Annotated in this window: 13 protein-coding genes; 6 read left to right on the top strand and 7 right to left on the bottom strand. The window is 44.3% G+C overall.

What is annotated here, in order from left to right; all coding sequences use genetic code 11:
* The first annotated feature begins 1 nt into the window (after position 1).
* Positions 2–1,273 (top strand): vWA domain-containing protein, encoded by a 1,272-nt coding sequence (locus tag VA249_RS00095; RefSeq protein WP_420864278.1) that lies wholly within the window; start codon positions 2–4, stop codon positions 1,271–1,273.
* An 11-nt stretch (positions 1,274–1,284) separates the two neighbouring features.
* On the top strand, positions 1,285–1,920 hold the full coding sequence (locus VA249_RS00100) for an OmpA family protein (RefSeq protein WP_221068415.1): 636 nt from the start codon (positions 1,285–1,287) through the stop codon (positions 1,918–1,920).
* On the opposite strand, the gene VA249_RS00105 is transcribed toward VA249_RS00100, so the two are convergent.
* The 4 genes from VA249_RS00105 to glyQ all read right to left on the bottom strand — a co-directional run bounded on the left by VA249_RS00105 (position 1,917) and on the right by glyQ (position 7,101).
* Positions 1,917–3,299, bottom strand: coding sequence for an ATP-binding protein (locus VA249_RS00105; RefSeq protein ID WP_221068416.1), 1,383 nt, complete (start codon positions 3,297–3,299; stop codon positions 1,917–1,919). The two genes, VA249_RS00100 and VA249_RS00105, sit on opposite strands and share 4 nt — an antisense overlap.
* 5 nt (positions 3,300–3,304) lie before the next feature.
* Positions 3,305–3,985 (bottom strand): response regulator transcription factor, encoded by a 681-nt coding sequence (locus tag VA249_RS00110; RefSeq protein ID WP_221068417.1) that lies wholly within the window; start codon positions 3,983–3,985, stop codon positions 3,305–3,307.
* Between the two features lie 102 nt (positions 3,986–4,087).
* Positions 4,088–6,169, bottom strand: coding sequence for a glycine--tRNA ligase subunit beta (gene glyS, locus VA249_RS00115; RefSeq protein WP_221068418.1), 2,082 nt, complete (start codon positions 6,167–6,169; stop codon positions 4,088–4,090).
* A gap of 14 nt (positions 6,170–6,183) precedes the next feature.
* A complete protein-coding gene (gene glyQ, locus VA249_RS00120; protein ID WP_221068419.1) occupies positions 6,184–7,101 on the bottom strand; it encodes a glycine--tRNA ligase subunit alpha in 918 nt (305 codons plus the stop codon).
* Between the two features lie 489 nt (positions 7,102–7,590).
* Between glyQ and VA249_RS00125 the strand changes: the two genes are divergently transcribed.
* Together VA249_RS00125 and VA249_RS00130 are read left to right on the top strand one after the other, a co-directional pair.
* Positions 7,591–8,145, top strand: coding sequence for a TMEM165/GDT1 family protein (locus VA249_RS00125; protein ID WP_221068420.1), 555 nt, complete (start codon positions 7,591–7,593; stop codon positions 8,143–8,145).
* 160 nt (positions 8,146–8,305) lie between these two features.
* Positions 8,306–8,566 carry a hypothetical protein gene (locus VA249_RS00130; RefSeq protein WP_221068421.1) on the top strand — a complete coding sequence of 87 codons (261 nt, stop codon included), beginning with the start codon at positions 8,306–8,308 and terminating at the stop codon, positions 8,564–8,566.
* A gap of 44 nt (positions 8,567–8,610) precedes the next feature.
* On the opposite strand, the gene tusA is transcribed toward VA249_RS00130, so the two are convergent.
* Positions 8,611–8,859, bottom strand: a complete 249-nt coding sequence (tusA, locus tag VA249_RS00135) for a sulfurtransferase TusA (RefSeq protein WP_211915663.1) — start codon at positions 8,857–8,859, stop codon at positions 8,611–8,613.
* 132 nt (positions 8,860–8,991) lie between these two features.
* Between tusA and VA249_RS00140 the strand changes: the two genes are divergently transcribed.
* Positions 8,992–9,174, top strand: a complete 183-nt coding sequence (locus tag VA249_RS00140; RefSeq protein WP_038870247.1) for a hypothetical protein — start codon at positions 8,992–8,994, stop codon at positions 9,172–9,174.
* Positions 9,175–9,342: 168 nt separating this feature from the next.
* Positions 9,343–10,284, top strand: coding sequence for a LysR family transcriptional regulator (locus VA249_RS00145; protein WP_221068422.1), 942 nt, complete (start codon positions 9,343–9,345; stop codon positions 10,282–10,284).
* Positions 10,285–10,334: 50 nt separating this feature from the next.
* Here the strand turns inward: VA249_RS00145 and acuI are convergent, their stop codons facing one another.
* Entirely contained in the window at positions 10,335–11,333 is a 999-nt protein-coding gene (acuI, locus tag VA249_RS00150; protein ID WP_221068423.1) for an acrylyl-CoA reductase (NADPH), read from the bottom strand.
* A gap of 257 nt (positions 11,334–11,590) precedes the next feature.
* Positions 11,591–12,766, bottom strand: a complete 1,176-nt coding sequence (gene fadA / locus VA249_RS00155) for an acetyl-CoA C-acyltransferase FadA (protein WP_221068424.1) — start codon at positions 12,764–12,766, stop codon at positions 11,591–11,593.
* Positions 12,767–12,772: the final 6 nt, after the last annotated feature.

Genomic DNA, 12,772 nt, shown 5'->3' on the forward strand with positions numbered 1-12,772 from the left:
AATGTTATTTGCGATGATCATTCCAGCGTTGTTTGGCGTGTTCATGTTGGGCTCTGATGGGGCGAGAGCTTTGCAAACAAAAGCTCGATTAGAAGAGGCAGCAGAAGCAGCGGTATTGGCTGTATCGGCGGAAGATTCGAACGATAACGCACTCGCCAAACGATATATTGAGCACTATTTATACGATGTCGAATCCGTTGAAGATATTCAAGTGGAGCGCCTTTCTTGTGACGCGTTACCAGAATGTCAAGCAGGCTTAGAGCGGGGGGAAGCACGCTATTTTGAGTATCGTGTTGCTGGTCTTAGTCAACATAAGTCCTGGTTTGCCGGTAATGATGCGATGGTCGGATTTGGCAAAACCTTTAATGTGACTGGATCCTCTAAAGCTCGGCGTTATCAAAGCCAAGCTCTCGATATCACTTTTGTGGTCGACTTTTCTGAATCCATGAATTTGGATTGGAGCGGAGGTCATAAAAGTAAAATACAAGATCTAAAAGACATCATTGAAGATGTGACTGATGAGCTAGATAAATTCAATAAGCTGAATCCAGATAAACAAAACCGCGTGGCATTAACCGGTTTTAATCGTCGAACCATTAATGCGAATAGTGATGATGAACTCATTGTTCGTGACCAACGCATTATTAACAAAATGGGGCAGTACGATAAAGATGATGAAGTTAATTTTAAGAAAACGATAGAACAACAATTTAAGATCAAAGGGGAAGCGAAGAGAGTACCAAACGGCGATGATGACGCCAGGTTTAACGATATTTTTTATGAAACGAACTTTGAAAGTTTTAATAAGAAAGTCAAAAAGTTTAAGGCTGGTGGTGGTACGGCGTCATTGCAAGGGATCATTCGCGCTGGACAAATCATTACCATGCTTGCAGATAAACCAAAGCAACTCATTATTATCCTTTCTGATGGAGAAGACTGGAATCACTATGCTGAGCAAACTCCCAAATTGGTGGACAAAGGTATGTGTAGCAATATCCGAAATATCGTTGGTGGTGGGGAACTAAAAAATGTCGGTTACTTGCCCGATAGAGCCAATGTTCAAGGTAATAAAAGTTTAGGTATGGTGACGTCAAAAGGCGAATCTATGAGTGCTCGTATGGCGGTCATTGGTTTTGATTACGATTTAAAAGCCAATACAGGACTAAAAAAGTGCGTCGGAAAAGAGAATGTATTTAAGGCAGAAAACAAAGACGAAATACTCGATCAGATTCTTGCTTTGATCACTGAAGAAGTCGGACACTTATCTTTATGAAGAACTCAAATATGAAGAAACTTATATTAGCATTTATTACCGCTGCCCCTCTTGCCGCATGGGCACAAAACAATACGAATGAAGCTTTGTACTACTATTGCCAACAAGGTAAGAACCAATATCAAGAGTCGGTTGCTCTTAGCCCTCGGGTTGCGGTGAAATATCACCAAGGGCCATTTATGCAAATTACCTTGCATGACGAGCAGCTATCACTTGAACCAGTATTGTTGTCACAGTTAGAACAAGCTGGAATTGATAGGTCTTGTGGTGCTTACTTACTCAGCCGAGCTCAGATTTCAGAAAAAACACGAGGTGAGATAGCAGCAAGGGTGCTATTTGATTTTGATAAAGCGAGCTTAAACGCGCAATCAGAGCATATATTGAATAAGTTAAACCAACACCTTACTAAGCTACCAGAGGCATCCTTATTAGTCGTTGGGAATACCGATGCGAAAGGTCGTGATTCGTATAACTTTGATTTGGGCCTAAAACGAGCACAAACCGTAGCACGTTATCTCGATGGCACTCATGAAAAGGTTGCTGCATCACGTTCAGATGGAGAAAGCCATCCTGTGAGCAGTAACTCTAATGCCTTTGGACGTGAACTAAATCGCCGAGTCGATATTAGCTTGTCTCAACAAGATTAGCGGTAAGGTAACAGTACTTTTAGGCTCGCACCCATGGATGGGTCATTTGGGGTCTCAAACCAAATTGCCCCTTTATAGCTATGAATAATTTCGTCACATAAGGCTAGGCCTAATCCAGTTCCTGGATTTTGTTCATCTGCTCGTACGCCCCGCTTAAATAAGTTCGCACTGATCGATTCGTCAATGGGAGGGCCGTCGTTACTAAAAGTCAGGATGATGCCGGATTCGGTATTATTGACCACGATGTCGATACGTTTCTTTGCATACCGATAAGCATTTTCTAAAATGTTTCCAAAGACTTCCATTACATCGGCTTTGTTCATTGATACGGTTTGCTCATCACTAAGAAACAGCTCAACAGAGATTCCTTTATCTATATGAACTTTATCAAACATAAGTAATAAACTGTTTAGGAGAGGCTTGATAAGTGTTGTGTTTTCTACGATCCCCTTTACACCAAAGGATGCACGCTTCAGTTGGCCTTGTATGACATCATCCATTTCTAGTAGTTGTTGATTGATTGCGTGTGTATTTCCCTCATCAAGTTCATCAAGTAGGGCCTGAGAAACGGCGACTCGAGTTTTTAGGCTATGAGCGAGGTCATTCAATGCTCGTTGGTATCGTTGTTCATTTTCTTGTTGTTGAAACATCAGCTCGTTTAGGGCTCCAGTGATCGGTAAAAAGTCTTCTGGGTAATCCTTAACTAACTTTGTTTTTTTATTGGTTTTGACTTCATTGAGCTCTTTTTCTAGTACTTTAAAAGGTTTAAATCCCCAACGATAGACAAGATAGAGAATGAATATAATTAACAAAGCGCTAATGACAGAGAATGCAGCAACATTGAATTTTAATTGATTGAGGTAGGCAACTTTGTCCTCCATTCTGCGCAGTAGTACGATTCTGCCTTGAGGGTTGTATGGTGTTTTGTCTAAAGGAATGACATGAGCAATAAAAGCAGAACCTTGTTTTGTTTGTATTAATTTAAACTGATTAATTTTTGTGGGTAGAAGCGGGTCAATACAAAAATTATCGATGTTTGGAACTGAAATTCCCTTAGCAATGAGTTTTTGACGTGATTCATCATTCATTGATCGCCAAAGTTCATTGTTTTGCTCGTCACAGATAAACATGGAAAATCGAGAGGATTCACTGGGGTAAATTTCATCCCATTTATCGATAGGTGTCACTTGGTTAGAGGCGAGCAATTCGTTAGTAATGGCAGGGATATGGCTAACGAGATCCAATGCGTAATCTTCAAATAACTTATCTTTTTCTATGTGATAGATGAAGCTGCTAATGGTGAAGAGATAGGTAGTACCAATAAGGGTTGTTATAAAGAGTACCCGCCGGCGAAAAGAACTGGAAATCAACCGTTTCATTACGTTTATTTGGCCTCTAATTCAAAGCGATAGCCTTGTCCTCGAATAGTACTAATAATCTTGTCATGACTGTGTTGAGTGAGTTTTTTACGTAAGCGAGAAACAATCACTTCGATATTGTTGAGTTGAACACTGCCTTCGATGTCATATAAAGATTCGGCAATCTGTTCTTTTGACAGTATCTTTTGGCTGTTTCGTATTAAAAGCTCAAAAATTTGATACTCAAGCGCAGTTAGGTCTAATGTTTTCTCGCCATAAACAATGCTTTTCGCTTGGGTATCAAGAGTGATATCTCCTGCTTTAATGACGGAGTGGGAAAAGCCTTGGTATCGGCGAACGAGGGCTTCCAAGCGAGCAAGCAGTTCTTCTAATTGGAATGGCTTGGTTAAGTAATCATCAGCTCCAGCATTTAAACCTTCAACCTTGTCTTGCCAATTACTGCGAGCGGTTAGAATCAAAATGGGTACGCTAATTTCTTTACGACGAATTTGTTTGATCAGCGTGATGCCATCGAAGTCAGGGAGACCGAGGTCAATGATCATAGCATCGGCATTGGGGTATTTTTGAATTGTTTGTAAACTGGAAGAAGCGCTACGGTCAGCATAAACCGTGTGGCCACGATCTTTAAGTTGTGACGTTAAATGATGATTGAGGATTTCGTTGTCTTCTACCAGTACGACTAACATAAGTTACCTAGTCATGAGATTTCATAATAGGCTTAACCTTAGCATTAGACGTAAAAAAGGGAAGCCTTTGCTTCCCTTTCAATCGAACGTATCTCAATAATCTTACTTCTGAAGAACAGAGATATCTGCAATCTGTAGGAACAGGTTACGCAGGTTGTTCAGTAGTGTCAGACGGTTCTTCTTAAGTGCTTCATCGTCTGCCATTACCATCACGTTATCAAAGAACGCATCAACTGGCTCGCGTAGGTCAGCTAGCTTACTTAGGGCTTCTTGGTAGTTACCCGTTGCAAATGCAGGCTCTAACGCTTCTGTCATGACTTCAACGCTTTCTGCTAGTGCTTTCTCTGCGTCTTCTTGTAGAAGTGCTAGGTCGATGTCTGCTGCTAGTTCGCCATCGAATTTCGCAAGAATGTTACCTACACGCTTGTTCGCCGCTGCGAGCGCTTCTGCCGCTTCCAGTTCACGGAAGTGAGAAACCGCTTTAACGCGTTGGTCGAAGTCTGCTGGTTTAGTCGGGCGACGAGCTAATACCGCTTGAATGATGTCTACGCTAAAGCCAGCATCTTGATACCATGCACGGAAGCGACCAAGCATAAATTCAAGAACGTCAGTTTCTACGTTTTCATTCGTTAGTTTGTCGCCAAACTGAACTTTTGCTTCGTGGATCAGATCAACCAAGTCTAAGTTGAAACCATTTTCTACGATGATGCGCAATACACCTAGTGACGCACGACGAAGGGCAAATGGGTCTGAACCTTTCGGAGCTTGACCAATACCGAAGATACCTACGATAGTGTCCAGTTTGTCTGCCATTGCAACCGCAGATGACACGCCGTTAGATGGCAGTTCATCACCCGCAAAGCGTGGCATGTATTGCTCGTAAAGTGCTAAAGCGACTTGCTCATCTTCGCCATCATGACGTGCATAGTGCATACCCATGACACCTTGAGTATCCGTAAACTCGAATACCATTGATGTCATTAGGTCACATTTGGCCAGTAGGCCTGCACGTGTTGCTTTCTCAACATCGGCATCAATTTGTTTTGCAATGTAGCCAGCAAGAGCGGCGATACGATCAGTTTTGTCTTTGATGGTACCGAGCTGCTTTTGGAAGATCGCTTGCTCTAGTTCAGGCAGACGGTCGATAAGCGGACGCTTACGGTCTGTGTTGAAGAAGAACTCTGCGTCAGCAAGACGAGGACGAACCACTTTCTCGTTACCCTCGATTACGTAGCGAGGCTCTTTTGATTCAATGTTTGATACAAAGATGAAGTTCGGTAGTAGCTTCTTGTTTTCATCGCCATTCTCATGTGAATAGACGGGGAAGTACTTTTGGTCACCTTTCATTGTGTAAACCAACGCTTCAGAAGGGACTTTTAGGAACTCTTCTTCGAACTTCGCTGTAAGTACTACTGGCCATTCAACCAGAGACGTTACTTCTTCTACTAGGTCATCTTCTAGATCAGCGATACCGCCAACTGCTGCTGCCGCTTTTTCTGCGTCAGCTAGAATGATTGCTTTACGCGCTTCGTAATCTGCCATTACTTTACCGCGCTCTTCTAGGATCGCAGGGTATTGCTCAGCAGAATCGATTGTGAACTCTTTTTCACCCATGAAGCGGTGACCACGGATAGTGCGATCAGATGCTACACCAAGGATTTCACCCTCGATTAGATCGCTGCCCATAAGCATGGTTAGCGTTTTTACTGGGCGAATAAACTGAGTTGTTTTGTTGCCCCAACGCATTGGTTTAGCAATAGGTAGGTTAGCCAGTGCTTTTGCTGCAAGTTCTACAACAACTTCTGATGTCGGTTGACCTTTCACTTCTTGTTTAAATAGAAGCCATTCACCCTTGTCTGTCACCATGCGCTCAGCTTGATCAACAGTGATACCACAACCACGAGCCCAACCTTGAGCTGCTTTTGTTGCATTACCTTCTGCGTCAAATGCTGCTGAAACAGCAGGACCACGTTTTTCTACTACTTTGTCTGATTGGCTTTCTGCTAGCGCTGCCACTTTAAGAGCCAGACGACGAGGAGCTGCGAACCATTTCACGCCTTCGTGAGCAAGCTCAGCGCCTTTTAGTTCTGCTTCGAAGTTTGCTGCGAATGCTTCCGCTAGAGTACGAAGTTGCGTTGGTGGTAGCTCTTCTGTGCCTAGCTCGATTAGAAATTCTTTTGCCATGTTATATCGCTCCCTTACGCTTGTTCTTTTTTACACATTGGGAAGCCAAGTGCTTCACGCGATGCGTAGTAGGCTTCTGCTACTGACTTAGTCAGATCACGGATGCGCAGGATGTAGCGTTGACGTTCAGTTACTGAGATCGCTTTACGTGCGTCTAGAAGGTTGAACGCGTGAGCGGCTTTCAAGATGCGCTCGTATGCTGGTAGAGGTAGTGGCTTTTCTAGCTCAAGTAGCGCTTTACACTCTTTCTCACATTGCTCGAAGAAACCAAATAGGAATTCCACGTCAGCGTGTTCAAAGTTGTAAGTCGACTGCTCTACTTCGTTTTGGTGGAAGATATCACCGTATGTCACTTTGCTGCCGTCTGGTGCAATGTTCCAAGTAAGGTCGTAAACCGAGTCTACTTCTTGGATGTACATTGCTAGACGTTCGATACCGTAAGTGATTTCACCTGTTACTGGCTTACACTCAAGACCACCAACTTGTTGGAAGTAAGTAAATTGAGTCACTTCCATGCCGTTTAGCCATACTTCCCAGCCTAGACCCCATGCGCCTAGTGTTGGGTTTTCCCAGTTGTCTTCTACGAAACGAATGTCGTGTACAAGTGGGTCAATACCAAGAACTTCTAGAGAACCTAAGTACAACTCTTGGATATTGTCTGGTGATGGTTTCAATGCTACTTGGAATTGGTAGTAGTGTTGAAGGCGGTTAGGGTTTTCACCGTAACGACCATCGGTAGGACGACGAGATGGTTGTACATAAGCTGTAGACATTGGCTCTGGGCCAAGCGCTCGTAGACAGGTCATTGGGTGAGAGGTACCCGCACCTACTTCCATATCTAGCGGTTGAACAATGGTGCAACCATTTTGAGCCCAATAATCCTGCAGCGCGAGGATCATTCCCTGGAAGGTTTTGATATCGTATTTTTGCATAAGTCGGTTCGCGCGATTCTCTAATTACTCGCATTGTGTCAAACAGTAAGGCTTTGGTGCCTAAATGATGACGTTTGGAGTAATGACGGTTGAATAAAATAACGATCAAGTATACCCAGATATTGTGCGTGGGAGTAGAGCTAATCTTGCTTATTTCATAGCCAGAACCGCTAAGTTTGCCTAATTCTTGGCATATTTAGCTAATAGAGATGAAAATTGAGCTTTTGGGGTGATTTTTACTTACAAAACGGAGCTTGAGATGACGCGTCGTTATAATTAGAATTGCCTTGTCTTTGGGGAGTAGCTTACTTGATGAAATGCCAGTTTCATTCGGTTCGTTCGTCAACATAATTGGTGCAAAATCACCATGGCGTTCGAGACTTATCATCTGATGAGTTTAGCAAGACCTTAGACAAATCATCATGAACCGGGGTGGGGCGTGAGGTTTGTCTATGGTTATAATAATTATCCCGCCCCAATGAGCATGTCGTGAGCGTTTTAGCTATTTCAATTACTACCGTAGCGTTAGCAGAAATTGGCGATAAGACCCAATTGCTATCTCTATTACTTGCCAGTCGTTACCGTAAACCAATCCCTATTATTGCTGCAATCTTTTTGGCAACCATTGCCAACCACGCTTTGGCTGCATGGCTAGGTGTGGTTGTGGCGGACTATCTGTCTCCTGACATTTTAAAATGGGTGCTGGTGGTCAGTTTTGTCGCGATGGCCGCTTGGGTGCTGATCCCAGATAAGTTAGATGACGACGAGCAGATTTCTAATCGAGGTCCTTTTATTGCGAGTTTTATTGCTTTCTTTGTTGCAGAGATCGGAGATAAAACTCAGATCGCGACTTCGATTCTAGGGGCGCAGTATGCTGATGCGCTCAGTTGGGTGATTCTCGGTACGACGATCGGTATGCTGCTCGCGAATGTGCCAGTGGTTCTGATCGGTAAATTATCGGCAGACAAGATGCCGTTAGGGCTGATCCGTAAAATTACCGCATTCTTGTTTATCGCGCTTGCTATAGGTGCGGCGTTGTTTTGATTTATATACTCTAAAATGATGCGAATTATCAATAAGTAGATAGGGAATGCGCGAGTTCAAACTCTGACTCAAAATCATTCAGGACCGTGACGAATGACGTATTAGTGTCATACTTGTCATGGTAATTTAATGGTGTGAATGATGGCGAGAGGGCAAGTTTATGCTTACACGTTATATGGGGATGTCTCCAAAAAGTCAGAGTTACTTATTCACCTTTGGTTTGGCACTGTGCTTATTGGCAATGGTGTTGACGGATATGTGGCTACCTATCGTGGCAGGGTCTTTTATTCTTACTGGTTTAACAGTAGAAGCGTGGATTCGGGTTGCACACATTATTCCGATGCATGAAGAAATGCGCGCGATGCGCAAACAATTGAACAAGCTACAATCAGAAGTTCGCACGCTAGAATACGATGAATAAACAAACGGCAGCCTCATGGGCTGCCGTTTTTGATTCTGCTGAGATTACTCCAAACCTTTCTTAATTAAATACTGGTATGGGAGATGTTCCGTTTGTGCCGCTATTAATTGGTGATCCATAAATCTGCAGAAACTCGGGATATCTCGAGTTGTCGATGGATCATCTGCTTTTACTAGCAACACCTCACCATCTTGCATAGTTCGAATTGTCTTCCTGACCATCATTACTGGCTCTGGGCAGCGTAATCCTTCCGCCTCTAATGTCTTGGTCGCCAGTTCAGGATTAAAACTCATAATGTGATTCTCATAGCTAACTTAGCGGTGAATTTTACTTTCGTTGAAAAAATATTCAATAACCACTTGGCAAACTGAATTTTTTGATTTACCTTAAATTAACAATTTGGTAACAACTGGCAAGGAGAGACGATGTTAACAGCGTTAGACAGACTAACCATCTATTCGGTTTTGTGCTTTATCTCGTTCTGTGCGCTTGTGCTTAGAACGCCAGCTGAAACCTCATTAATGCCTCTCGTAGGCATGAGTGCAACGATTATTGGGATTTGGATTGAGATGCACAAATGGTCAGGTGCATCAGAGCAAGAAAATTAGCGCTTTTTTGCTGTATTCGGAACCTATCGATATACCGCTCACCAAACTTAACGACACTTCATTCCGACACTATCCCCATTTTTCTTGGGCTTCCCCGCTGAAAGGCGGGATTTTTTTTGCCTGAAGAGTACAATTTATCTAAATCCCCTACATGATAAGTGGCAAATCGTGGAATTAGAAGATATCTATCGTCGAGATCTTAACTTATTGGTTGCGTTGCGCGTACTGATTGAAGAGAGTAGTGTCAGCAAGGCAGCAACGCGTCTCAATTTAAGCCAATCGGCTATGAGTCGTGTACTCGGGCGCTTACGCGATCTGCTCGGCGATCCATTGTTTACGCGGCAAGGTCAGCATTTGATCCCAACGCAAAAGGCGTTAGAAATCGATCGTTCCTTAGGTGATCCATTGGAGTCTTTACGTCAGCTGTTGTCGCCACGCGAGTTCGATCCACGTAATTGCGATCAAACCTTTAATATCGCCACCACAGATTATGCGATGCAGACAATTCTTCCTTTTGCTTTGCCGCGTATTTATCAAGAAGCGCCGAATGTGTCTTTTAACTTCTTGCCACTGCAACACGATCGTTTATCTGATCAGTTGACTTATGAGAGTGCCGATCTCGCTATTTGTCGCCCTACCGGTCCTGTTGAACCACTGCGTAGCGAAGTGCTTGGTCGAGTCGGTGTATTGTGTATGCTCTCCAAACAACACCCGCTAGCTGATAAAGAGATGAGCTTAGATGATTACCTTCGCTATCCGCATGCGATGATTGCGATTAGTGATGGAGTCAAAGCGCTGATTGAACAAGCCTTAATTGAAAAGCCAAAACGTAAAATGGTGCTACGTGCTTACCATTTGGAAGCAGCATTGGCGATCGTCGATACTTTACCTATCATAATTACTGTGCCGGCGGATTTGGCGTACTTGGTTGCTGATCGCTATGACTTAGTAGTGAAGCCATTACCATTCCAATTCACGCCGTTTGAATATTCGATGATTTGGCATGCGCGTTGCGAGCACTCTCCCGCTCAAGAATGGTTACGTGCCGTGGTTCGTGAAGAATGTAGTCGTCTTATTGCCAAGCGAATTGAAGATATGGGATTGGACTAATTTTTCCGATAATCGAAATAGCAAAAAGCCGGGCAATGACCCGGCTTTGTTTATTCTATCGAAGGGTTAAATAGCTTGATAACCACGCGACCAGTTACTTGGCCGTTTGTGATGTCTTCAGCGTATTTTGGTGCTTCTGCTAGTTCTACCTCAGTACAAGCTTGTTCGAAGTAGCTGTCTGGTAGTAGTTCAACCAATTTTTCCCATGCTGCGGTACGTTTTTCAAATGGGCATGAAACAGAATCCACACCTTGTAGACGAACGTTACGTAGGATGAACGGCATCACCGTGGTAGGTAGATCGAAGCCACCTGCTAGACCACAAGCCGCGACGGCACTGTTGTAATCCATTTGCGCCAATACTTTTGCTAGTACTTTGCTGCCTACGGTATCAACGGCACCTGCCCATACTTGCTTCTCAAGCGGACGAGCTGGTTCTTCAAACTCAACACGATCAATAATGCGGCTCGCACCTAGTTTTTCTAATAGCGGACCGTTTTGTTCAACACGGCCTGTCACGGCTGCAACTTTGTAGCCAAGCTGTGCTAGAAGCGTTACTGCGACAGAGCCAACGCCACCACTTGCGCCTGTTACTAAGATTTCACCCGCTTCAGGTTTGATGCCTGCATCCAGCAGTGCTTGAACACATAGCATGCCAGTAAAGCCTGCAGTACCAATCATCATCGCTTTCTTGCTGTCTAGACCTTTAGGTAGCGGTACTAGCCAATCCGCTTTTAGGCGAGCGCGTTGAGACATACCACCCCAGTGGTTTTCACCCACACCCCAACCAGTAAGAACAACTTTGTCGCCTGCTTGGTAGCGGTCGTCTTCTGAGCTTACGACTGTACCTGCTAGGTCAATACCCGGCACCATCGGGAAGTTACGGATGATTTTACCTTTACCTGTAATTGCAAGACCGTCTTTGTAGTTCAACGATGAGTAATCAACGTCAATCAGAACGTCGCCTTCAGGCAGTTGTGTTTCATCGATTTGCTCGATGCTAGCGATAGTACGTTTGTCTTCTTGATTTAGAACTAGAGCATTAAACATAAGGTTCTCCGATTGTGCGGTAGCGTGACTCTGGGTCACATGCAGCAAGATATCAACTGCTGCTAAGTGTATGTCTTCTTTGCCTATGAATAAAATGAAACTTGATCATTTAATGCATGCTTTTTATGCATACAAGCAATGTTTGGCGTAAAACAAAGGGCGACATTAGATGCCGCCCTTAAGTGTAATACTAAAAATTTTCAGTATTGGTTCATTTGCTTGTGATTGTTGGGTCGATCACGACGACCATTGAACCATTATGGACGTTCAAATACAGTTGCAATACCCTGACCTAAACCAATACACATGGTTGCCAGACCATATTTTGCGTCTTTGTCTTCCATTAGGTTGATCAGCGTGGTTGAAATGCGCGAGCCTGAACAACCAAGTGGGTGACCCAATGCAATCGCACCGCCGTTGAGGTTGACCTTTTCATCCATTACTTCAAGCAAACCTAAGTCTTTCGCACACGGTAGTGATTGTGCAGCGAATGCTTCATTGAGCTCAACCACATCCATGTCTTCAATTGAAAGACCAGCACGCTTAAGTGCTTTTTGCGTTGCAGGAACAGGACCATAACCCATGATAGATGGATCGCAGCCCGCAATAGCCATGCCTTTAATACGTGCGCGGATCTTTAAGCCAAGTTCATTGGCTTTCTCTTCGCTCATGATCAGCATGGCTGAAGCGCCGTCAGACAATGCCGATGATGTACCTGCAGTGACGGTGCCGTTTACTGGATCGAATACAGGACGCAGTTGAGATAGGCCCTCTACAGATGTTTCAGGACGAATTACTTCATCGTAATCTAGGGTGAACAGCGTGCCGTCGGCTGCATGGCCTTCAATCGGTAGGATTTCGTTTTTAAAGCGGCCCTCTACCGTCGCGGCATGCGCTCGGGCATGAGAACGAGCAGCAAACTCATCTTGTTGTTGTCGGCTGATGCCATGAAGCTTGCCAAGCATTTCTGCGGTTAACCCCATCATGCCGGCGGCTTTTGCAACTGTCTTTGACATACCAGGGTGGAAGTCCACGCCGTGGTTCATTGGTACGTGGCCCATGTGCTCAACACCACCAATTAGGCAGATTTCAGCGTCACCCGTCATGATGGCACGTGTACCGTCGTGAAGCGCTTGCATGGATGAACCACACAGGCGGTTAACCGTCACGGCGCCAATCTCAATTGGCAGACCAGCAAGTAGCGCGGCATTACGTGCAACGTTAAAGCCTTGCTCTAGTGTTTGTTGTACACAGCCCCAGTAGATATCTTCAATCTCGCTTGGGTTTACCTCTGGGTTACGCGCAAGAATCCCCTTCATTAGGCGCGCAGACAGATCTTCTGCTCGCGTATGACGGAAAGCACCACCTTTAGAGCGACCCATTGGAGTACGTAGACAATCGACTACGACAACATTTCTTGTTTGATTAGTCATTTTTGC

The organism is Vibrio alfacsensis (assembly GCF_019670485.1).
In the GTDB taxonomy this organism is placed as follows: domain Bacteria; phylum Pseudomonadota; class Gammaproteobacteria; order Enterobacterales; family Vibrionaceae; genus Vibrio; species Vibrio alfacsensis.

What these genes read in the sequence shown, in the direction of transcription:
- VA249_RS00100 (WP_221068415.1), top strand. Translation starts at nt 1,285, where the DNA reads ATGAAGAAACTTATATTAGCATTTATTACCGCTGCCCCTCTTGCCGCA.
- VA249_RS00140 (WP_038870247.1), top strand. Translation starts at nt 8,992, where the DNA reads ATGTTAACAGCGTTAGACAGACTAACCATCTATTCGGTTTTGTGCTTT.
- VA249_RS00110 (WP_221068417.1), bottom strand. Translation starts at nt 3,985, where the DNA reads ATGTTAGTCGTACTGGTAGAAGACAACGAAATCCTCAATCATCATTTA.
- VA249_RS00105 (WP_221068416.1), bottom strand. Translation starts at nt 3,299, where the DNA reads ATGAAACGGTTGATTTCCAGTTCTTTTCGCCGGCGGGTACTCTTTATA.
- acuI (WP_221068423.1), bottom strand. Translation starts at nt 11,333, where the DNA reads ATGTTTAATGCTCTAGTTCTAAATCAAGAAGACAAACGTACTATCGCT.
- glyQ (WP_221068419.1), bottom strand. Translation starts at nt 7,101, where the DNA reads ATGCAAAAATACGATATCAAAACCTTCCAGGGAATGATCCTCGCGCTG.
- VA249_RS00095 (WP_420864278.1), top strand. Translation starts at nt 2, where the DNA reads ATGTTATTTGCGATGATCATTCCAGCGTTGTTTGGCGTGTTCATGTTG.
- glyS (WP_221068418.1), bottom strand. Translation starts at nt 6,169, where the DNA reads ATGGCAAAAGAATTTCTAATCGAGCTAGGCACAGAAGAGCTACCACCA.
- VA249_RS00130 (WP_221068421.1), top strand. Translation starts at nt 8,306, where the DNA reads ATGCTTACACGTTATATGGGGATGTCTCCAAAAAGTCAGAGTTACTTA.
- tusA (WP_211915663.1), bottom strand. Translation starts at nt 8,859, where the DNA reads ATGAGTTTTAATCCTGAACTGGCGACCAAGACATTAGAGGCGGAAGGA.
- fadA (WP_221068424.1), bottom strand. Translation starts at nt 12,766, where the DNA reads ATGACTAATCAAACAAGAAATGTTGTCGTAGTCGATTGTCTACGTACT.